The organism is Stenotrophomonas sp. HMWF003 (assembly GCF_003061285.1).
In the GTDB taxonomy this organism is placed as follows: Bacteria; Pseudomonadota; Gammaproteobacteria; order Xanthomonadales; family Xanthomonadaceae; genus Stenotrophomonas; species Stenotrophomonas maltophilia_AP.
Map to the genome: position 1 here is coordinate 1 of NZ_QAIW01000020.1, position 22,246 is coordinate 22,246.

At 59.9% G+C, this 22,246-nt stretch carries 12 protein-coding genes and 1 pseudogene; 8 read left to right on the plus strand and 5 right to left on the minus strand.

Translation table 11 applies throughout. The annotated features are described in order from the left end of the window. Positions 1-370: 370 nt before the first annotated feature. The 4 genes from DBR34_RS00720 to DBR34_RS00735 all read left to right on the plus strand — a co-directional run bounded on the left by DBR34_RS00720 (position 371) and on the right by DBR34_RS00735 (position 7,978). The gene (locus DBR34_RS00720; RefSeq protein ID WP_128095302.1) at positions 371-2,890 is read left to right on the plus strand and encodes an ABC-three component system protein; all 2,520 of its coding nucleotides are present in this window, start codon (positions 371-373) and stop codon (positions 2,888-2,890) included. After that, entirely contained in the window at positions 2,887-3,585 is a 699-nt protein-coding gene (locus DBR34_RS00725; RefSeq protein WP_128095303.1) for a hypothetical protein, read from the plus strand. The genes DBR34_RS00720 and DBR34_RS00725 overlap by 4 nt, the downstream gene beginning before the upstream one ends. Next, positions 3,585-6,707: an AAA family ATPase gene (locus tag DBR34_RS00730; RefSeq protein ID WP_128095304.1), complete on the plus strand. Its 3,123-nt coding sequence runs from the start codon at positions 3,585-3,587 to the stop codon at positions 6,705-6,707. Before DBR34_RS00725 ends, DBR34_RS00730 begins: the two co-directional genes overlap by 1 nt. Positions 6,708-7,054: 347 nt before the next feature. Beyond that, the gene (locus tag DBR34_RS00735) at positions 7,055-7,978 is read left to right on the plus strand and encodes a hypothetical protein (RefSeq protein ID WP_128095305.1); all 924 of its coding nucleotides are present in this window, start codon (positions 7,055-7,057) and stop codon (positions 7,976-7,978) included. A gap of 9 nt (positions 7,979-7,987) precedes the next feature. Here the strand turns inward: DBR34_RS00735 and DBR34_RS21995 are convergent, their stop codons facing one another. Beyond that, on the minus strand, positions 7,988-8,467 hold the full coding sequence (locus DBR34_RS21995) for a Tn7 transposase TnsA N-terminal domain-containing protein (RefSeq protein WP_258223597.1): 480 nt from the start codon (positions 8,465-8,467) through the stop codon (positions 7,988-7,990). A gap of 1,544 nt (positions 8,468-10,011) precedes the next feature. On the opposite strand from DBR34_RS21995, the gene DBR34_RS00745 reads away from it, so the two are divergent. The 3 genes and pseudogenes from DBR34_RS00745 to DBR34_RS00755 all read left to right on the plus strand — a co-directional run. Then, positions 10,012-10,518, plus strand: coding sequence for a hypothetical protein (locus tag DBR34_RS00745; protein WP_128095307.1), 507 nt, complete (start codon positions 10,012-10,014; stop codon positions 10,516-10,518). Positions 10,519-10,887: 369 nt separating this feature from the next. Beyond that, positions 10,888-14,556, plus strand: a complete 3,669-nt coding sequence (locus DBR34_RS00750) for a hypothetical protein (protein WP_128095308.1) — start codon at positions 10,888-10,890, stop codon at positions 14,554-14,556. A 604-nt stretch (positions 14,557-15,160) separates the two neighbouring features. Next, positions 15,161-16,003: pseudogene (locus DBR34_RS00755) on the plus strand (PA0069 family radical SAM protein); the annotation flags it as partial. A gap of 132 nt (positions 16,004-16,135) precedes the next feature. On the opposite strand, the gene DBR34_RS00760 reads toward DBR34_RS00755, so the two are convergent. The 3 genes from DBR34_RS00760 to DBR34_RS00770 form a co-directional block, all read right to left on the minus strand. Continuing rightward, positions 16,136-16,846, minus strand: a complete 711-nt coding sequence (locus tag DBR34_RS00760) for a 2OG-Fe(II) oxygenase (RefSeq protein WP_128095309.1) — start codon at positions 16,844-16,846, stop codon at positions 16,136-16,138. A 125-nt stretch (positions 16,847-16,971) separates the two neighbouring features. Beyond that, positions 16,972-17,988, minus strand: coding sequence for a class 1 fructose-bisphosphatase (locus DBR34_RS00765; RefSeq protein ID WP_038691499.1), 1,017 nt, complete (start codon positions 17,986-17,988; stop codon positions 16,972-16,974). Positions 17,989-18,165: 177 nt separating this feature from the next. After that, positions 18,166-19,368, minus strand: coding sequence for an amino acid aminotransferase (locus tag DBR34_RS00770; RefSeq protein ID WP_128095310.1), 1,203 nt, complete (start codon positions 19,366-19,368; stop codon positions 18,166-18,168). Between the two features lie 175 nt (positions 19,369-19,543). Between DBR34_RS00770 and DBR34_RS00775 the strand changes: the two genes are divergently transcribed. After that, positions 19,544-21,670, plus strand: a complete 2,127-nt coding sequence (locus tag DBR34_RS00775) for a TonB-dependent receptor (RefSeq protein ID WP_128095311.1) — start codon at positions 19,544-19,546, stop codon at positions 21,668-21,670. A gap of 47 nt (positions 21,671-21,717) precedes the next feature. On the opposite strand, the gene DBR34_RS00780 is transcribed toward DBR34_RS00775, so the two are convergent. Continuing rightward, positions 21,718-22,044 carry a hypothetical protein gene (locus tag DBR34_RS00780; protein WP_128095312.1) on the minus strand — a complete coding sequence of 109 codons (327 nt, stop codon included), beginning with the start codon at positions 22,042-22,044 and terminating at the stop codon, positions 21,718-21,720. Positions 22,045-22,246 lie beyond the last annotated feature (202 nt).

Consider the following 22,246-nt stretch of genomic DNA (forward strand, 5'->3'; position numbering starts at 1 on the left):
ACACGGCGTCCATTGGCGGGCAAAGCACTACGGTATAGGGCACTCCCCAGCCTGAGATCCGTCCAAGCTTAACCACCTGCATAAGCGCTGCTCGGCATCGAAAGGGGGGGCTGAGCCGGGTCTAAGCGGGGCTTAAGCGAAAGAAGCAGCTATGGGGCCATCGAGGATGGGATGCGGCCGCGCTTTGTCATACACTCTGGCGTGAAGACGCTCGGCATGATGCAACCTCGGGAGTGTGTGGTTGCCTCGCCTTTCATGCTCCTCCCTGGCGTGTAATAGTTTTCGAGGTAAAGGCTAATGAAGTCCTCGTTTCGAGCGGCACGGATAGGACGGACCCTTCAAATTCAGTTCTAAAGGATGAGAGGCCAAATTGCTGGCGGCGCGTGAGATCATCGAAAGTGCCCAGTCACCCGCAAGCGCGCGGGTCTTCGTCGTGGGTGCGTACGATGGACGCATAACCTTTTACTCACAGCAGGTTCGCGGTCTCGCGCTTGCACACGCGCTGGTAGATCAGCAACTGGTCCAGGAAGGCAGTCGTGTTTGCGTCGTGGGTGGTGGTGCGGCTGGTATGGCCGTGGCCGCAGCTCTCGCCCTCTTGACTACTGCCAATGTCGACTTGATAGAAAGGTCAGAGCAGCTGCTCCCCCTCCAGTCAGCAGCTCGGAGGAGGAGGCTGGATCCTCACATCTACCAATGGCCCAAGCCGGGTAGTGCGGACCTCGAAGCTGAAATTCCCATACTCGACTGGACCTCTGGCCCGGCTGCAGAAGTGCAGCGCTCGGTGCGAAAACAGTTCGAGGCGCTGAGCTTGGAACTCGACCACCTTCGGATTCTTAGGAGCCATGAGGTTGTTGGCTCAAGAATTGATGGAAACCTAGTTCGTTTAAATATCCACCGAGCCCTAGACGTGGGAGAGGCCCCCAATACGGAGGACGGCCGGATATCGGAAGAGCGCGCGTACGATTTGGCGGTCCTCGCCTTCGGCTTCGGCGCGGAACCCACCGGAGCAGTCAAGGGCATCCAGTCCAGAACCTACTGGTCCGATACTGGGATTCCGGAGAGAAATATCTTCGGATCAGCGATATCACGATTTCTCATCAGTGGGAATGGCGACGGAGGACTCATCGATCTAGTCGCTGCCGGCAGTGCGGACTTCGACCACGCGGGTATCATTAAGCTCATCACACAGTACTCAGGCATCGAGAGACTTCATAGCGCACTTCTGCAAATTGAGGAGAGCGCTAGGCAGGCCCAGCAACGCGGTGAAAGATTCGACTACCTTAGCTCCTACGATCACGAAATTGGCGGGGAAGTAGAGACCATGGGGCTGCTCCGAGATATTGAGCGACGTCTACGCCCTGGCGTGCACCTGATTCTTCAGACACGAGATGCGAATCTACTAAATGCAGAAACATCAATACTGAACCGCCTTGCTGCCTATCTAACGATAAAGGCCTGTCAAGGCAGTTCACAGGCGAAGTTCGAGCACATCCATGGACCGGATTTAGTCAAGATCGCAACTCCCGCAGGGGCCACCTATAAAGCAGAACTTTGGTTCGAGTGCAATGGTCACCAATTTGGCGTGGATGAGGCCGTCATTCGTAGAGGTACCGATAGGCGTGGTATTAGAGGGCCATTCGTGGACCTCCTTGCTGGTTACGAGGACGCTCACCGCACGTGGTGTGACCAGGCTGGTGAATCGGCATCCGTTCCGAGCCTCTCGGAGAAGGGTCATGAGGCCATTCTGGCGGCAGCCCGAAAATATGGCATAGCCCCTGCGCCCCACGTGGCCGCACGGCACGGAGGGCGGATGCATAGGCAGGTGCGTGTCCAGTCATACCAAGGCAATGTCCGCTGGTCTGGCGACATCACCTCTGCGCAGGCGGAGCTGCTTTGGTCAGACTTCAACCACAACTACACCATCATGGTCTCCGACCCCCCTGAAAGGGTCGGTAGGGAGGTGGCAGTGGCTTTGGTCCGGCTCGCGCTTCATTCAGATCGAGTGGACATCTCTGCAGAAGCGATTTCGTGGTCAAACTTCGTTAGACAGCTAACCAACTCTTCTGAGCACATGGATAGGCTGAAAAGTCCGACGTTAAGCATTGCAAGGACAGGAGCTTCCCTTCGGAATGTCGCCAACATGCCGAGCAAAAATCTTGCTGACGCAATCAATCGACGTCTAAACGCATACGTACTCACAAGAATTCACTTCGGTCTGGAAGGGTTCTTGGAGAGAGGCGAGGACGATGGAAACGTTGTTGGCTTCCGAGCCGCGAAGGACCTCAGAGATAAAATGCGCTTGCTTTGGGATGAATGGCGGGTGCAGCTTGAAGCCGACGTTGCTTTGCTTGATCGCTTCCTTACATTGAGCCTTTGTGCAAAGGACTCAGAGATCTACGAGCACGGCGCACGTGTTCTCGTGGGACCCCATCTCGTCAACGCAATCATCAAATCAACGGCCGCCGCACTGGCCGTTGGAAGCGCGTGGCCCACAACAACGCCCTCTGGAGGAATACCAGGGAACCTCATAAGGAAAGCGGATCCCGTGGCTAGCTCCGGACACGTATGCGCCGCAAGACTTATCGATCGCCAGTCCGTCGCGGTGATGGCGCCGAGTTACGGTTGGTCAAGCGCATTCGTACTCCTTTCTGAGATTGATACGCCGCTGCAGGTGGCAATCATGGCATCGCATGGATTTGCAGAACTAAGAGGGGCGCAGCCGAAGTTCACCGAGCTCAGTAGCGCGCCAGGTGTTCTGCTCACCCTGGATCAAAGGTTTAGAAGAGCAGCTGAGCAAGGGCTCACCGCTCTGAGCGAATGCCTGGATGCGCTTAAAGTTGAGCATGTTTCTCGGATGACGAGTGAAGTCATCGAAAGGGGGGGGCGATGAACGTTGACGGGGAAAGCAGCAGCTCTGACCTGATCGAGCTTCACACACGTTTACTCGCCCATGCTGAGGAGCTCGGCCTCAGTGGTGCTGATGCGCCACACCTAGCCGGTTGCAAGTTTGACGGGTCTTTCGGCAGCGAAGTCGCGAACATCTCAAAGGTAGATCTTCCCCCCAAAGTTATGGCGGTCAAGATCGCGGGTCAGAGCATTGTTCTATCAGTGTTGCCAGAGGATCCCGATAAAGACAATGTTGAGGAGTTTCTTCGAAGAGTCAGGAACCAGTGTGTTGTTGCGAGGTCATTTCTACGGAACGCGGAGGTCCTTGACCTGCAATGCATTCTAATAGGACCTCGGGGAAGCGAAGGTTCGGACGCCTGGACGCCAATCGCGATGGCCATTGATCGCGACGACCGAGTCGCAAGAAAGTTCACTTGGCTTAGATCGTCCGATCCTCTTCTTGACGATTGTGGCTTCAAAAAGCTCATCAAGCGGACCTTCTTGGCTAGACCATGGGCGGTCGACGGTGCGTTCACCATGGCGGCTTTGGATAGTCTCAGTCGGGTTGCCGCGCTAGCTGACGGAGGCGTATCAAAGGTAACTGCGGAGGAGTGGATAAATATTGGCCTCCAAGAAGACTTGGATAATGACCAGATTGTTCAAGAGCTTGTAGCCAGCTGGAGCCGCAGGGAAAAATAATGGACCAGATATTCATTAGCGAGATCGAGATTGAGGACTTTCGCACTTTCGGAAGGTTCAATATCCAAATTCCTGCGGCGCCTGGCCTGACTTTGATCGTTGGGGCCAATGGGTTAGGTAAGAGCAGTTTCTTCGACGCACTGGAGTGGTGCCTTACGGACGATGTTAAAAGGTTCCGACCCTATGTCCAAGGCTCAAGCAACCGCCATCTAACGCGCAGGAACGCGACCGACGGGGAGCACATGGTCCGTCTATCCTTTGGAGCTGCCGGAGAAATCACGCGAAAGAGTGGTGAGAGCCTCCCTCCGCGCGCGGTGGTGGAGCTACTGAAGGCCGAACGCTGGGCCGCTGAAATATCGGACGTGGGTACTTACTTGGCGTTCACGCATTTCCTAGGTCAAGCCTCCGAAAGCCGGTTTGCAAACAGAGAGCGAAGAACCCAGTGGGAGACCCTGAGGGGGCCAAGTGGCATTGATCGCCTGGAGGAGGTGAAATCCTCGCTCGTCGGCAAGGGTGTCCACTTGGCGTTCGGCCGACGGATGCAGCGCGAACGCGAAGTGATAGATGCAATCGATACGCTGCGTAGACGATGGCAGGACTGGATGGGCAATTTGTCCAGCCTTAGGAAGGCCGCCCTCGCAGTGGGAGATCTGAGCGCTGAGGACTTAGGTAACCTCCTGGACACACTCGAACTTGACTGCCGGATCGCTGGAATCGAATTTGCAGACGGCCGGGTAGATCCCGCGGAACGGATAGCTGGACTTCGAGGCGCCTTGTCCGACTTCGATCGCGACGTCATCACGCGTATAGAGATGCTCTCTAAGTTCGATTCCTATCCAGCCAGATACATCGAGCTTGCGTCCAAGACAGTATCCGTAGAAGCAGAGGCAATTCTCCGTTCAAGAGTTAAGGAGAGTGAGCGGTCGCTGAAGGATGCAGGTCAGCGGGTGCTCACCTGTTCGATTGATTCGGAACGTGTATCCGAGCAGTTGAGTAAGGCAATTCAAAGGCTTAGCGAGCTGGAGATGCTGCGAAGCGACCTTGAGCTTGTTGTCGCGAACACTAGGGAGATTGGTCGTCTTCGAGCGGAGAAGCTGTCGCTGCTGGCAAGGATCGCCGACGAAAAGATAAAGGTAAATTTGCTTAGGCAAGATCTTGACGAGGTCTCACGACGAGCAGCGATTGTCTCCGACCGAGCAAAAATTCTATCTGACGCCGTAAGAAGGAGCTCGCTTGCCGATGAGTTGGTCGTAGCGACCAATGAAAAAGCGGAATGCGAGGCGACCTTGGAGCAGGCGAACATGATGGCCGCGCTGGCCGCCCAAGACTTGAAGCGGCTAGAAGAGGAAAGATTAGAAGCGGCTCATAGAGTCGAAGCTGCGGTCCTCGTTGTCACACCGCTGAGGCAACGTGCAACGAGCTTGGCTTCGGCTGTCGCCGAACTCGCCAGCCATATTCATACGGATGACAGGACGTGTCCGGTTTGCGCGACTGAGTTCGCTGCCGGGCGACTGAAGCTAATTGCGGAGGGCATGGCTGCTGCACAAGACGCGGATCTTGCGTCGGCAGAGGCTAGCTACCGCATGCGCGCCGAGCGTCTCGGCTCGCTTGAACGAGTGATAGAGGAGCGGAAGAAAGTCATCGGTGCTCGGGACGCCCGGCGACAAGAGTTGGATCTTGTCGTTGAACGCGCGGGGTCAATCGAGAGGATTCTGTCGTCGGAGCTCCCCGCAGCGTCTTTGGATACGCTGGTATCCATGGCCAAAAGCCTCAGGTCCGATGCGGAGACGGCATACACGACAGCGGTTGCTGAGAACGCGGGCAACGATGCGCGTAGCTCAGCGATGCTCGCCAGGTTGGCCGCGTCACAAGACGGGCTGAGTACGTTGGAAGGCTTGCTCGAGGCGGCATCGCGTGCAGAGAATGAAAGGGAAATTGCGTTGACGGACGTGAGGTCAAGGATTGAAACGTCAAATGACTCAATCATTGCCTTGAACAACAGTCAGTACGAGATCATGACGCTTCGGCAAGAGATTCTTGCCCTAAGGATTCAGGAGCTTTCGTGCAAGCACGCCGCCTTGAAAGCGGGAGAAGAAGAGATGGTGTGGCGCACGACGATGGCAGCGGCTCAGGGTGAGATGGATGCATTCCTCGCGCAGAAAGTGGCCTTTATTGAAGAGTCTCATTCTTTGGTTAGTACCTGGGTGCAGGCCGGGCTGCCTGGGGAACCAAGCGCAATCACGCTCCAAGCCCGCGGCAGTGAGCTGCACCAGTCCAAGATCAACGCCCACTTGCTGCAGGACCGGGTAGTCGCACTCGCCAAGCAACATGAGGCGACCCTTAGCCGTACCACCATCGCTAACATTGTCAGGCAAATGGCAGAGACGGCGGGAGAAGTCGCTGCTAACGACCCGGATGGCTTCTTGGAAGAACTAGACCGGCGGGAAGTATCAGCGCGATCATCATTGAAGATGACGGAGTCCGCGCAGGAAGCAGTAAAGATTTTTGGCGCACGTCTCACAGACGAAGCTAGCGACTTTGCAACAAAGTTCCTTGAACCGCTCAATGACCGAATTGGTGAATTCAACGATGCCCTGCTGACCACATCAGGCGAATCAATATTTCTCGACGCAAAGCACCAGAAGAACCGAACTAAGTTCGACCTGAAGATTCGGTACAAGGATCCCAAAGCGGACATCTTGCACAGCACTGACTTGCCCCCTCAAGTAGTGCTTAGCGAGGGTCAGTTGGCGGCTAACGGCTTCAGTATTCTGTGTGCAGCCAGCACCGCCTACCCTTGGGCGAGGTGGCGCGCTCTACTGATGGATGACCCGCTACAGCATAACGACATAGTTCACGTAGCGTCCTTCGTCGACTTGATGCGAAACATGGTTTCCCTGAACAAGTATCAGCTTTTCATGTCAACACATGATGCCGCCGAGGCTGAGTTCATTAGACAAAAATTCGATGCAGCGAATCTTCCCTGTACCATCGTTGGTCTAACTGCTCCCTCGCGAGAAGGCGTCAGGTATGCGCCGGCAAGGTTCAACGAGTCCGCCTTGATCAAGATGCAAGAGCTCGACATCGCAGAGCAGGCTCAGGCAAGACAGCGTAACTCGTAAGCAATGCACAGGATCATCTAAGTGATAAAGGAACTACTTGAAGCGGAACCTCGCACGAGTCACCTTGAGCTAGCGAGCAAGGTGCGGAGCCAGTTTTGCGACACTTGGCCCTTGCTCAGCTGCACTCCGAGCGGTACCCGAAATCGGACCCGGCAGCGTGTGCGAAAGCTCGCAAAGGGAGGCAGCGATCCGGCCGATAGTAAGCAACTGGTTAGCTGAGCCGGGTCTTGGGGTGCGTGAAATCTGTTCACCTCTTGGACGAACGAAACACAGCTGGTCTGGCGTTGGTCTGAACGGCGAGCCACGTTTCTTCCAACCTATGATCATGGTGCAACTGGAGCTAAGGCATGACTGCAAACTGGGACTCGCCCACCAAGCCGACGTCAGAGGAAGCGTTCAACAGCATGATGCTGGCGATTGATCAGCACTTGAACGGACTAGATCTTCACATCCATCAGCGACCCTTTCATGCCGTGACGCTGATTGCGACGACATACGGAGAAGGTCAGCCAATAGATCTCTTCCATAGGGCGACTGAAAACATCGACCCCTACTCCGTGTTAGGTCTTATGAACCGGGCTAGGGAGTGGTACGACCTCCGCTTCGGAGATGACATCAGGACCCGGCCCACCATTGGTTACTTCCTGGTGGCTCTGGAGCATCGCTTGTGGAAGGTGCGCGCACCTGGTGGATATGGCAGTCTAATTCTTGTCTGCGACCGACAGCTGCAAACAGGACGGCCACGCAACCTCATCAGCCGTGCCCCGATTCAGGTGAACATGCTCGACTGCTTTGAGGGAATGACGCAGGCATATGCCACATCGTTGACTGATGACGCCATCGAGAGGATCGAGGAAGAATTCATGATTGGGCTAGATGCACTTTCGCTGCTTGATGTGCTGAATCATTACGACGAGCCGCTATTCGATCAAGCCAGAGCGGACTACATTCACAGCGTGGAAGCACTAGTGAGTCTCGAGCGAAGCTACGGAAAGTCCCGGCGCGACACGGCAACGAGCGCTGAGAAGGTGATGAAGGGTCTCCTCGCTGTCAGGAAGATACCCTTCAAGCTAAGCCATAACTTGAGCGCATTGGCGGAGTCGCTACGGAAAGAGGCTGGTCTCAACGTCAACGTATCGCTCGCTGCAAAGATAGGCACTGACGCCAGCGTGAGCTACGACAAGCCCGTAACCAAGAGCGAGGCGCTAGAGGCACACACCAATCTCCAGGCATTGCTATCGTCGCTCCTGCCACAGATCGTATGCGGATAGGAGTGGAACTCAGACTGTCCGCGCCGTGAGGCGATAACCAGAATCGAGCGTTGCACCGGATTGAACCACATAGGCAGTAACGTCAAATCCAGTCAGGCCGTTATCTGAGCGTAAGCTGATCAAATCGCGCCATGTAAGTGCTCCTCGCAGCTTCAACGCATTGTCCAGAACCTGCCATCCAACTGCAGGGATTACGTGTTCCTCGATGTCCTTGAAGGTGTGACGATCACTCACTACCAACCATCCCAAACCCTGTGAATTTGCCCAAGCAAGCCCAGCGGCGGACTTGGCTTGATTGATGCTCAGGGCCATACGGTCGCTCGGCTTCACCTCTAGCAGTAGCCCTCGCCCGTCAGTGGTTACGATGAGTAGATCTGGAAAGTACCTTCGGCTCCGACCTTCGAAGGTGTACGGGATCATGGCCGGCTGCTCCTGGTAGTAGGCCACCTGCTCGCAACGCTCTAGGAGCTTCAATACATCCAGCTCCAAGCCAGACTCATACTGCACTGAGCGGCCGAGCTTGGTCGATCGGAAGAGCCCGGCAATCTCCGACCTGTTTACAGTCCGCTGTGACGATAGGTCCTCCGCTGCAGGGGGAGGAGCTGACTTCCCAGGCCAATTGCAATGTTCAAGCCATCGACTGAAGACCTGACTGACTCTATGTGCTGAGGCGCGATCCTTCTCGATGCTCCTAAGTCGGGCCTTCCGAGTGCGATCGAGCGCCGGGAGAAGTGAAGATATCTCGAGTGCTAATGCGGCGGAAAAGCCACCAGCGCGTAGAACCAGCTTGGCCGCCAGACGTGGCGGAACCTCAAAGGCGCTATTGCTTACTTTCAAGAGTAAGCTCGCAAGTGCCTCGACTGAGCCAGTAGCTGGTTCAAGTAGGGCCTTTAGTGCGGCCCCGGGCATCCCTTCATACCGCGAGCGATACGCTAACCTCCGGAGCGCGCGCTCCTGGACTTGGCGGACACGCTCTCTGGACACTCCCCACTCCGCGCCGATCTCGGCGAATGTTCGGGGCTGTCCGTCCAATCCCAGCCGCAAGCCCAGCACATCACGGTCCCGCGCCTTTGGCAAGCTCGCTACGGCAGCGCTGAGCAGCATACCCACATCTTCAAGGCCAACAGAGTCTGCGCGAAAGTCCAGCCTCGGTCTGAACATGGCAGACAAGTCAACATCTAGAGATGCGGGGTCTCTCAGCGCCGACGCGGCGGTGGAATCGTGAATCACCGAGCGACTCGGTGCGAAAGCCTCGTCGCACGCTGGTACGCCAACACTGTGCGTAGCAGAAGCAGAAGCAGAAGCAGAAGCAGAAGCAGAAGCAGAAGCAGAAGCAGAAGCAGAAGCAGAAGCAGAAGCAGAAGCAGAGGCAGAGGCAAAAGCGGGTGATAAAGCGTGAACCATCGCATGCCTGTCTGTGGTCTGATTCTCGTGTAGATAGGTGGCGAGAGCAGCTACGCAATTCGCCGGAATCTCTGGTCGCGCCGAATCTGGTAGCAGCCGCCGTGCGGCCATATCTATTGCACTCAATGAGCGCCCGTGACGGTTCGCCATCTGTTCACGACTCAGCCCTGCCTCAACACCACTGACGAGCTCCAAGAACTCGCAGGCTGCCCAGGGCGCGCCTGCCCGCACGGGAGCCAGAGTAGGTGACCTAGGGGCTGCAACACTCTCCTCCGTCATCGTGGTCCAAAGCCTTGCACGGAGTCATCTGAGAGCGCCATACGCCGGCAGCTGGTGCGAAAAGTCACGTCAGCATTCGATTGCATATCCAGTCCAAGCTAAACAACAATTGAGGTAAATACAGCCTGGGATGAGCAGCTTTGCCACTAGACGAACTGAACTACGAAAACTTCTTCCTCGGCAACGCAGCGGAGTTCTGGATCGCAAGTCAACTGTACTTCCATGGCTTTGAAGCCGGCAAGTACAGTCCAGACTTCGGGATTGATCTGGTGGTTTCAAATGCAGCATGATCAAGATTCAAAGGCGAAGAGCTGTGGAGAAGGTTCCTCCAGATCAAGTCGTCTTTCGTTGTGCAGGGTACTGCCCGGATCTACGTTGATCCCGAAGAACTAGGGTACCTGGCAACCACGCCTGATATCTCGAGCGTCTATTGCTTTTTTACCCCGCGCATAGAAGGTGAGCCGCAGAGCTTTGATCGAGGAGGCTTTGAACCATGGAGAGCGTCACTTGAGGCCGAGGCGGACCAGAATTTCTACGACACCCACTTCCATCTCCGTAAACGGGAGACCGGCTGTTTGTCATCCTTTGACTTCAAAGGATTTGATCTGGACTACTTCTGGCTGAACAACCAGCAGCTCATTCGCTCAATTGACGAAGGATTCTGGTCAGATGAGTGGATCAAGGGAAAGCTCCTCAAATTGCTTCGAGTGCAGATATCCGAAGACCGCATCCTGCTCATAAATCACGCGGGAAAGCATCCCGTCATCCGCGAGACGCGAAACATGTACTACTTGTACAAACGCAGCAAGTCCTCCGACAAGATTGAGCAAGGCGCATTCAATCTCGATCACTATTGAGGCCGGCTAGAAGGAATGGAATCGGTGGGGGAAAAGTCCTTTCGACGTGGCGATCTTAATGTTGCATGAGTCAACGCCTTGTCCCTCTCGGATGCATCGCACCACCGGCTACCCTCTATCCAGTGTTTCGGCCCCTTATCCAAGACCAAGAGTGGCTGGCCACGGCCATGCTGACGCCAACCTGCCTCGCATTGCCCTGGGATAGGAGGCATTGTGCCGTCTCTCCCCGGCTAGTCCCTTAAGGATCTCAGCACTCGAGGGCACCGTAATGAACGCATTTCCTGGAACAGATATAGCATGGTGACTGATCCAACGAAGCTATTATACGAGTAGGTCAGGCTTGGAGCCGAGGTAGTGGTGGAATTTGGGATGATCTCTCCGTGGACGGCCTCTTGGTCACCACAACAGGACCGCTATCAGCTCAGGCGTGAGTTCGAGCGATGGTTACCCAAACCTGACCAGGGTCAGGCGAGGTACAAAGGCAAGCCGTTTGATGAGGCCGTCCTGATCGAGCTGTGCCGCCAGTACCGTTTGGAGTATGTTGGTGCTTCCGAATGCACACTCGCGGCGTGGGACGCGTCTCCGGAGCGAATCAGTGACAAGTGCCCCTCATCTGCAGAGCTTCGTCAGAGGGGATGGCTAAAGTTCGATGGGGGCCGATGGGCTCGCTCCAGTGATGATCCAGAGGACGCGGCAAATGCACCGCTAGATTCGAGAACGGACGACTTTCTTTGGAAACTGACCAGAATCGATCTGGTTGAGAGGGGGAGTGCAAGTGGCCTGAGTACTCCGGCGATGGAAGTTAAGAAGTGGTTGGAGGATCGGCGTGGGGAGAATATCCCTGTCAAAGATGCACTTTGGCTCGCGAGGCGGCTATGGACCGAACTGTGCCGAGCAGAACTGGCTGACGTCGGCGAAATCACAGGGGATGACGAGTCGGATGAGGATGCGGAGTCCACTGATGAAGAGGACGAACGTGGGTCTCGATCGGTCGCTGATGCCGTGGTTGATGGAATATTCCTGCAGTGGCAGACATGGTGCAATGTGCTTCACTGTCCCGCGCAGTGGGACCCACGTTGGAGCGCTCGTGAAAGAAGCCTCTGCCGCGAAGCAGCTCTTCGCGTTCTGGATCGACAGGAAATCTGGCGCGATTGGGAAGCCATTGAGGTCCAGACCTCTCCGGCAAACAGAGGTGCGCAGGCGGCCGACAGTCGGCCGGATGCCGAAAGGGCGCTACCGAGTAGGCCACTCTCGCTGATTAACCGCTCTGATTGGTTGAATAGGCCAGATGTCCAGCGACTGGTGATGGGAGAACTGCTGCAGTCGAGTTCGATAGGTTTTGCCTTCGGTCTGCTTTGTTCCGAGATGGAGATGACATCTGGCGGCACCCGAATCAAGGCAAGTATCAAGGCGGTCATGGATCTGGTGGCTAAACATCCGGTGGCCATGCAGCACCTGATATTCAAGGTGCACAATGCCCCGGTGCTTCTGGTTGACATGCTCTTGTCCCAGCGAACGGCCCCGTGGGCGACATGGATCATCATGCGAAGCCGGAATTTCGCGGGAGCGCTCACGGGCAACAGGGCGATCAGTGACACACAAGCAAGGTCGTTCGCAATCCAAGAATCGGTGTTGATCTTATCCCACCAGATTCGGGTCGGGCGGGCCGATCTTCTGGAGCTTTCATCGCTCATTACGTGGTGCTACTACTCCTACAGCCAGGTCCCTCAGAGAGAATTGGAGCCGACAGAAGTCATTGGCAGAGGTCTGCTGGGTCTGATGGCAAACGCACCTGAAAGTGACCAGTCGGTGATACTGCAACATCTCATGGACCAAGCTGAAGGCGACTGGAACCCCCCAAGGGTGTGCTTCCGGGGCGTGCTTGATGCGGCAGGCATCTTACCAATTGCCAGTCATCTTGATCTGTCGCCGGTGGTCGATCTCTATCAACGCATTTGCCGTGACCTAAGGTTGGACTGGACGGACGCTTCTTGGCTGCCCTCGACGCTTTGTGCACGACTGGCGGAAATTGGCTTGTCCAGCTCCTCTTCCAGACCATCATTCCTGAATCCGATTGATGCAAGGCGACTTGCCCGTAGGGCGTCTTCAGAACGTGATCATTCGGTTCAGTACTCGTTGGCGAAGACCCTTAGGGCCCACGTGCAGATTCTTGCACGGGCCATCGGCGGCTGGACCACTTCTTCAATCCCAAGATCACTGTTTGATGCGCTGTTGGAGCTGATCTCAATTAGTGTTGCTCAGCATGGAGATAAGGGGCATGTGCCGGCACTGACCGACAGGTACACGCCAGATCGGATATCTCGTAAGGAGACGTCTTCGCCGGCCCAGGACTTGGCTCAAGCATGGCGGACACTAGGGACTCGCCAGCAAAATGAAATGCTGAGAAGCATTGCGGAGTCTGATGATCCTGCATTTCTCGCCGAATTCTGCGTGATGCTTCCTAAGAGCAGAAGACGCGTTGTCCGAACGAAGATACGAAGCTTGGGGCCGACCAACGCAGCCGTTGCTTGGACGTGGACCGAAATGGAGAGGCGCATCCGTTTGTTGCTGGATGCCGACGAGAAGAAGGTAGCTCGTCAGCATCTGGATGACATCGATTCACTCTCTCGGAACGCGCCGCCCGAGGTAAAGCTCAACATCTTCGATCTCCGTCTCCGATTGCTTTTCAATGATAGGAAGTGGCGTGAGCTCGATCAATCACGCCTTCCTGAAGATCTCGATCAGGGGTTAGTGAGGAGAGCGGAGGACGTGCTGCTCTTTTGGCGTGCGACGTCACAATTGGTTCGCCCTGCCGGCGACCTGTCACGGGCTAAAGCAGCGTTTGAGCGGCTTGCGGCTCGTAGCGGGAGTGCGGTCGCCTATAGAGAAAATGCCTATGCGGCGGCGCTGCGCCTACTGCTCGACGTTGGTCTTGATCCTTTGGATGGGGCCAGCAGGGCAGAAGGTGAGAAGTTGCTCACTGGAATGAGTGAACTGATCAAAACTCACGAAAGCGAGCTGAGCAGCGGTCTTCTCGCTAACCGCGGGCTGCTTCTCCTCGCGTTGGGTAGGCCAGAGGAGGTGTTGAAAAGCTTGGAGCCTATGCGAGAGCATAATAAGGTGCTCAGCATTGAGCATGTCGCAGCATTGGCGATGTCGAAGCTAGGGCGGAATGATGAGGCGAGGGCTGTTCTAGATGCAGCCATTGACGAGTTCGGGGCAGTCAGTGACCTGATCAAGCTTAAAGATTCTCTATCGAACCGGTCGGCGCTCAAATATCCGTCGGTGGTGACGACAAAAATAGATGCGCTGTCCTCGATTCAATTGTCACTGCAGAAGATGCTGGTTCTTCGGCCGGCGGACATAGGTCAGCTATTCGATCCATCAGGTGCTGGACTCAAAGGATTTCTGGTCAAGATGGTGTCCCAATCCCTTGCGGCGCTTCAGCACATGGGTGCGATTCTTCGCAATCGGGGAGATGCGAGGAATGAAGCGAGGTGCGAGACAAATACGGGCCGGCGTCAAGACCCGAGAAAGGACGCAAAGTATGAGAACGACCTTAACACTGCATTGAAAGAGATTCTTGGCGCGCGCCTCGCCTTTATCCGGTGGGACGTTGCCGATCAGTCACTCGGTGGAGCTACGGAGAGGGGGAATCTGGGGGAGCGAGATCTTGTCATACGTGCTTCAGGCCAGGAGGTAGCGGTTCTAGAGGCATTGGTGTGCCAGTCTCTCGACAAAGGGAACATCAAGGCTCACTTTCAAAAGCTATTTTCCTATGGGAAATGCGCAATCTACTTCCATGTCATCTACTCCTATACACCGCTACTTCCACTGCTTGAATATGTCGGTGAGATGATCAGGAGCGAGTATCCGGCGTCTCTGTCCTATCTAGGCCACATCCCGTTGGACGATAAGGATAATGAGGTGGCTGGGTTCCTTGCTGCCTACGCGGATGATCATCGCGAGGTGGACGTGGTCTTTCTGATCGTGGATTTGGGCAGACCTGCCCGCAAGGACGGTCTGCGAAGGGTCTAGGCATGATCATGCAGCGCGACGTCCTGGTGAATTGCCGGCTTCTCTTCTGATCATGCTGTTAATGTCGCTGTATCGGTCGGGTCCGGGATAATCAAGTGACACCAACGAGACAGGTCATCCGCTACGTTGTTTGAAGGGATCCACCAGCCGTAACCATGAATGGAAGCAAGACCCGCCCGGGCTCATTGCACCGGTGGCCGATCAACATCACAACGCTCGCAGCGTAGCGCCTTCTTCTATGTAGAGGGGGCTGCATGGCAAGTATTCGTTCGGAGTGACGTGCATGCCTCTGCCTTGTCGTCGCACCCGTTTCTAGTAAAAGTGCTTGAATAGCACTCCTTCGATTGGCGCGGGGCGTTTCAGTACAACGCCCCTGCTTGCGAGGGCCAAGGGTGTTGCCCGCCGAATACGACCGAGTGAGCACGTCGACCTCGCACGGGGTCCGACGGCGAGCGTAGCGGGCGCGGCAACAAGGTCGCTAACCTGCCCTGGATCGACTGGGGCTAGGACGCAATATCCCGCCTATCCGGGCGTAGGCTCTGAAGCAATCCTAGGATCCTGGACTGTGTGGTGAACACTTATCTACAAACACATATAGTGTTGCTGCTCGTACTGCTTTGCCCGGCCGTCGCATGCCTACCTCAACCTGTCGCCCGGGTTGGATTTCGAAACCAAACTGTTCGCCAAGACCAACGCACCGCAGCTGCTGCGCAAGGAGTTCTCGCGCCCCGGTTACGTGCCGCAGCCGATTGCGCTGGGCATCAACACCGACGCGTACCAGCCGATCGAGCGCAAGCTGAAACTCACCCGCCAGCTGATCGAAGTCATGCTGGAAACGCGGCAGCCGTTTTCGCTGATCACCAAGAACGCCCTGGTCCAACGCGACATCGATCTGCTGGCCCCGCTCGCTGAACAGAACCTGGTGAGCGTGCACTTCTCGGTGACCTCGCTCGACCCGCACCTGTCGGCCAAGCTGGAACCGCGCGCGTCGGCACCGCACGCCCGCCTGCGCGCGATGCGCCGCCTGCACGACGCGGGTATCCCGGTCGGGGTAATGGTGGCCCCGGTGATCCCGTGGATCAACGACGCCGAACTGGAAGCCGCGCGCGATGCCGGCGCATCCACCGCGGGCTATGTACTGCTGCGCCTGCCGCTCGAAGTGGCCCCGTTGTTCCGCGACTGGCTCGATACCCACCACCTCGACCGCGCCGCGCACGTGATGAGCACCATCAACCAGCTGCGCGGTGGCAAGGACTACAACAGCGAGTTCGGCAGCCGCATGCGCGGCGAAGGCGTGTATGCCGATCTATTGTCGAGCCGCTTCAAGCTTGCACGCAGGCGCTTGGGGTTCGACGCGCAGAACAGCCACTGGCCGAAGTTGGACTGCGACAAGTTCGTCCGACCGTTGCCGCCGCGGGTGGAGTCGCCGCAGGGGTCGTTGTTCTAGAGCGTCGCGGGACGACGGGATGCATGGGAACCTGCACTGCGGACGCGTTGCCGTGATGGCGACGGGTCTGCGGTAGGTGTGTCGGGAGCCGGCCAGCGGCCGGCACTACCGGGGGCTTGCGTGGTGTCGCCGTCAGTTGCCTGCGAACAGCTTCTGCGCACTCTGGAACAGCACCCAGCTGGTCGCGATGAACTTGTCGCCACCCTGCGGGCGGTTGCCGCGGTGGGTGTGGGTGAACGCCGTCGGGGCGATCAGCAGGCTGCCGGTGCGTGGGGCGATCTTGCGCTGCTGGAACAGGAACTCGGTTTCGCCCTGCTCGAAATCGTCGTTGAGGTAGAGCGTCCACAGCAGGTGGCGGTGCAGCGTTTCGCCGGCGGGATCGCGCGGGTACAGCTCGCAATGCCAATAGGGATAGCCACCCTCGCCCGCTGCATACCATTGCAGATTGATGGCACCGGGACGCAGGCAGGTACGGGCCAGATCCGACAACGTTGCATCGTCCATGCCAGGGAAATCGTCGGCTGCCAGGCGGCGCGGTTTACCTTCGCTGTCTTGGATCTGCAACATCAGCGGCGAGATCAGTGCCTGTGGATAACGCCGTAGATAACTCAAAACACCGCGAAACACCGCCTGCTGCAACAGCATGTCCACATCGCGCCACGCCGCGTCGCCGCTGATGCGCAGATCCTTGCTGTGCTTGAGTTCCGGGAACACGCCGCTGCCCACTTCGCCGGGCCGCAACTGCGCACTGGTTCGCATCCTGGCCTGGATGGCGGCACACACATCGGCGGGGATGGCGTTGTGGATTACTTCGATGAAGTCGTGCTGCGTGTCGGCCGTCATGGGGTCATCCGTGGGCATCTGGCCCCGATGGTGACCGCTGCGCTGGCCGATGTCACGCCGTTGCCACGTAAGGTTTTTCCATGGCACGCACGGGGCCGGCGGCGGGCCGGCCCCGTGCGTTGCGATCAGCCCTGCGCGCTGTCGTGCTCGCGGTGATAGCGGGTGGCTTCGGCCACTTCATTGCGCGAGCCGAGGAACACCGGCACGCGCTGGTGCAGCTGGTCGGGCTGGATGTCCAGGATGCGCTCGCGCCCGGTGGTGGCGGCGCCGCCAGCCTGTTCCACCAGCAGGCCCATCGGGTTGGCTTCGTACATCAGGCGCAGCTTGCCGGCCTTGGACGGGTCCTTCTTGTCCCACGGGTAGATGAAGATGCCGCCGCGGGTAAGGATGCGGTGCACGTCGGCCACCATGCTGGCGATCCAGCGCATGTTGAAGTTCTTGCCGCGCGCACCTTCCTTGCCGGCCAGCAGGTCCTGCACGTAGCCCTGCATGGGGGCCTCCCAATGGCGCTGGTTGGACATGTTGATGGCAAATTCCTGGGTGTCGGCGGGAATCTGCATGTCCGGCGTGGTCAGCACGAACTCGCCCTTCTCGCGATCCAGGGTGAAGGCATGGGTGCCGTGGCCCACGGTGAGCACCATCTGCGTGCTGGGGCCGTAGATGCAGTAACCGGCGGCAACCTGCGCGGTGCCCGGCTGCAGGAAGCTGGCGTCGTTGGGCTGTTCGGTGCCCGGCGGGCAGCGCAGCACCGAGAAGATGGTGCCGACCGAGACGTTGACGTCGATGTTGGAGCTGCCATCGAGGGGATCGAACAGCAGCAGGAAGTCGCCGCGCGGGTAGGTGTCCGGCACGGGCTGGCAGTGGTCCATTTCCTCCGAGGCGCAGGCGGCCAGGTGGCCGCCCCAGGCGTTGGCCTCGAGCAGGATCTCGTTGCTGATGACGTCCAGCTTCTTCTGCGCTTCGCCCTGCACGTTGCCGGTACCGGCCTCGCCCAGCACGCCACCGAGCGCGCCCTTGCTGACCGCGATGGAGATGCTGGTGCAGGCGCGGGCGACGACGGCGATCAGCTGGCGCAGGTCGGCGTTGATGCGGCCGGCATGCTGCTCTTCGATCAGGTACCGGGTAAGCGACGTACGGGACATGGAATGGCTGCCAAAGACATTTGGGGGCCGTATTGTCGCCCGTTGCCGCGGGCATTACGAGGCAGGCGCAGGACAGCGCGCCAGGTCGGGAGGTCAGGGCCGCACAGGCCGCAGGGACCCGGACACAGGAAGGGCCGCACTGGGCGGCCGTTCCTGGGGTGCTGCAGCGGGCGCGGATCAGCCCTTGGCGACGGTCGCCACGGCCTTGGCCACGTACGCCAGGTTGCCCTGGTTCAGCGCGGCCACGCAGATGCGGCCGGTGCCGACGGCGTAGATGCCGAACTCGTCGCGCAGGCGGTCCACCTGCGGGCGGGTCAGGCCCGAGTACGAGAACATGCCGGCCTGGTCGTTGATGAAGGCGAACTGCGGGGCGCCGGCGGCGACCAGGTTCTCCACCAGGCCATGGCGCAGGGCGTGGATGCGCTCGCGCATCTCGGTCAGTTCCGCTTCCCACACCTGGCGCAGCTCAACACTGTTGAGCACGCCGGCCACCAGCGCAGCGCCGTGGTTGGACGGGCTGGAATAGATGGTGCGGATGATGCGCTTGACCTGCGACTGCACGGCCTTGGCCGAGGCCGCGTCCGGCGCCACCACCGACAGCGCGCCAATGCGTTCGCCATACAGCGAGAACGACTTGGAGTACGAGTTGGCGACCACGAAGCTGTCGATGCCGGCCTCGGCGATGATGCGCACTGCGGCGCCGTCTTCGCTGATGCCCTTGTCGAAGCCCTGGTAGGCCATGTCGATGAACGGGAACAGCTGGCGGTCCTTCAACAGCTCGGCCACCTGCTTCCACTGCGCGACGGTCAGGTCGGCGCCGGTCGGGTTGTGGCAGCACGCGTGCAGCAGCACCACGGTGCCCGGCTGCAGCTTGCCCAGGTCGGCCAGCATGGCGTCGAAATCCACGCCGTGGGTGGTCGGGTCGAAGTAGCTGTATTCCACGACCTCGAAACCGGCGGCGCCGAACACCGCGCGGTGGTTTTCCCAGCTGGGGTTGCTGATGGCGATGGTGGCGTGCGGCAGCAGGCGGTGCAGCAGGTCGGCGCCCACGCGCAGCGCACCGCTGCCGCCGATGGTCTGCGAGGTGGCCACGCGGCCGGCGGCCAGCAGCGGCGAGTCCTTGCCGAACACCAGCTCGCGGGTGGCCTGGTTGTAGGCCGGCAGGCCGTCGATCGGCAGGTAGCCGCGCGGTTTGGCTTCATCGGCCAGCTGCTGTTCGATCTGCTTGACGGCGCGGAGCAGCGGAATGCGGCCGCTTTCGTCGTAGTAGATGCCCACGCCCAGGTTGACCTTGGTCGAGCGGCTGTCGGCGTTGTAAGCCTCGGTCAGGCCCAGGATCGGGTCGCCTGGGACCAGTTCCACATTTGCAAAGAAGGACACGGCGGTACTCATTCGGATGACGGAAGGGGGGAGGTTGGCGCGACGCAGGTTGCGGCAGAATCAGCCAAAACCAAGCCATCCTAACAAAGCCGCGCCGTGGGCGCGGCAGCCGCCGTCACGTCATCTTCCGTACCATGGCGTGCGGCGTGCCCTGCCGCTGAGGACCCCTGCCCGTATGCTGCGTTTTTCCGCGTTTGTCGTCCCCTCCGCGCTGCTTTCGGCGGCGCTGCTGCCGAACCCGGCACAGGCCGCGCCTGCCCCGGCCGAGACCCCGCCGATCGAGCGCCTGCCCACGGTTCAGGTGCAGGCGGCACGGGTGCAGCAGGTGGACGATGCGGACCTGCCGGCGTCTATCAGCACGGTCTGGCTGGATGACGAAGCCAATGGAACCCTGGCCCAGATCTCCGAAGCGCTGGGCGGCATCCCCGGCGTGGTGGCGCGCGACCGCCAGAACTATGCACAGGACACCCAGCTGTCGATCCGGGGCTTCGGTGCACGGTCCACCTTCGGGGTGCGCGGAGTACGCGTGCTGGTGGACGGCGTGCCGGCCACCATGCCCGACGGCCAGGGCCAGCTGTCCCATGCCAGCCTGCTCTCGGCGCAGCGGGTGGACGTGCTGCGCGGCCCGTTCTCGGCGCTGTACGGCAACTCCTCCGGTGGCGTGGTGCAGGTGTTCAGCGCCGACGGCGCGCCGGGCGACCCGTGGCGGCTGCGCCTGGACACGGGCAGCGACAACACCCTCAGCGCCGGCGCGCAGCTGCGCGGCCAGCAGGGGCCGATCCGCTACAACGTGGCCGCCAACCACTTCCGCACCGATGGCTGGCGCGACCACAGCGCCGCCCGCCGCGAGTCGGTGAATGCGCGGCTGGGCACCGATGTGGGCGGCGGCCAGCTGGACCTGGTGCTGAACTACTTCGATTCGCCCGATGCGCAGGACCCGCTCGGCCTGAGCCGGACCCAGGTCAATGCCGATCCGCGCCAGGCCACCGCCGTGGCCACCCAGTACAACACCCGCAAATCGGTGCGCCAGGCCCAGGCCGGGCTGGTCTTCACCCGCACCGACGGCGCCCATACCTGGCGGGCGATGGGCTATGCCGGGCAACGCAGCGTGGAACAGTACCTGGCCATTCCCCCCGGGCCGCAGGCCAGCCCGCTGCATGCCGGCGGGGTGATCGACCTGGACGGCGACTACGGCGGCGTGGACGCGCGCTGGAGCTGGCACGGCGACTGGGCCGGGCGGCCGCTGGACCTGGTGATCGGCGCCAATGCCGACCGTCAGCTGCAGGATCGCCGCGGTTACGAGAACTTCGTGGGCGACCAGCTGGGCGTCAAGGGCCGCCTGCGCCGCGACCAGGCCGACCGGGTCGAGAACATCGACCAGTTCGCCCAGGCGTGGTGGCAATGGGCTCCGCGCTGGTCGCTGCTGCTCGGCCTGCGCCACAGCAACGTGCGGTTCCGCTCCAACGACCACTACATCACCGCCCGCAACCCCGATGACAGCGGCGCGCGCCGCTATGAAGCCACCACGCCGGTGGCCGGGGTCGTGTTCCGCGCCAGCGATGCCTGGCGGCTGTACGCCTCGGCCGGGCGGGGCTTTGAAACGCCCACCTTCAACGAGCTGGGCTACCGCGCCGATGGCCAGGCCGGGCTGGCGCTGGACCTGTCGGCCGCGCGCAGCCGCAACCTGGAAGTGGGCAGCAAATGGCACGCACAGAGCGGCGCGCGGCTGGAGGCGGCCCTGTTCCGGGCGGACACCGACGACGAACTGGCGGTGGCCAGCAACAGCGGCGGGCGTGCCACCTACCGCAATATCGGCCGCACCCGGCGGCAGGGCGCCGAAGCCAGCTACGTGCAGCCCCTGGGCGCACAGACCGAGCTGGCCGTGGCCTACACCTGGATCGAAGCCACGGTGCGCGATGCGTACCCGCTGTGCGGTACCGCGGGCTGCAACACGGTGCCGGCCGGCGCGCGCCTGCCCGGCGTGCCAAGGCAGCAGTGGAACGCGCGGATGCAGTACACGCCCGGGCCGTGGCAGTGGGCCGCCGAGCTGGTGGCCTCCAGCGACACGGTGGTGAACGACCTTGCCACCGAGAAGGCGGCCGGGTATGCGCTGCTGAACCTGGAAGCGGCGCGGCGCTGGAAGACCGCGCAGGGCACGCTGCGGGCCTTCGCGCGCATCGACAACGTGCTGGACCAGCGCTACATCGGCTCGGTGATCGTCAACGACGGCAACCAGCGGTACTTCGAGCCCGGCCCGGACCGCCGGGTGGGCGTGGGCCTGCAGTGGCAGTGGGCGCCGTGATCAGCGGGCCGATGGCCGCTTGGCGGTCACCGGCCACCGCTTGACGCTTACCGGGGGATCTTGGCCGGCACGAACGGCGAGGTCGGGTCGCTGGCCGGGAAGGTCTCGTCCAGGGCCTCATCCTGGTTGTCGCTGGCGTGTTCCTTGCGCGCCTGGCGCTGTTCCTGGTTTTCCCGCCCGCCCGGGTGCGGCACGCCGGTGGGGTCCTTGCGGTCGCGGTAGCCGTGGCTGGGGCCGGAGACCACCGGCAGGTGGTCCGCTTCGGTCGGGGGCGACATCCCGGCGCCGCGGTCTTCGGCGTCCTGGTTGTCATGTTTGGCGTGCTGTTCGCCAGGCACCGGGGTGCTGGCTTCGCGCAGGGGATCGCGTGGCATGGGAATCACTCCGGAACGGGGGAACTCCACTACAGCGCTTGGCGGGTGAAGTCCCTGCGAATCGCCTGCCCTGAACGGATCTGTCACGGCTGGCTAACGGCGGCGGGACTATTCCTGCCTGCCCTGTACCGCCGGAGTCGTGCCATGCCCCGCCTGGACCGTCGCGCCGCCGTTAGCCAGCCGTGACAGATCCGTTCAGGGC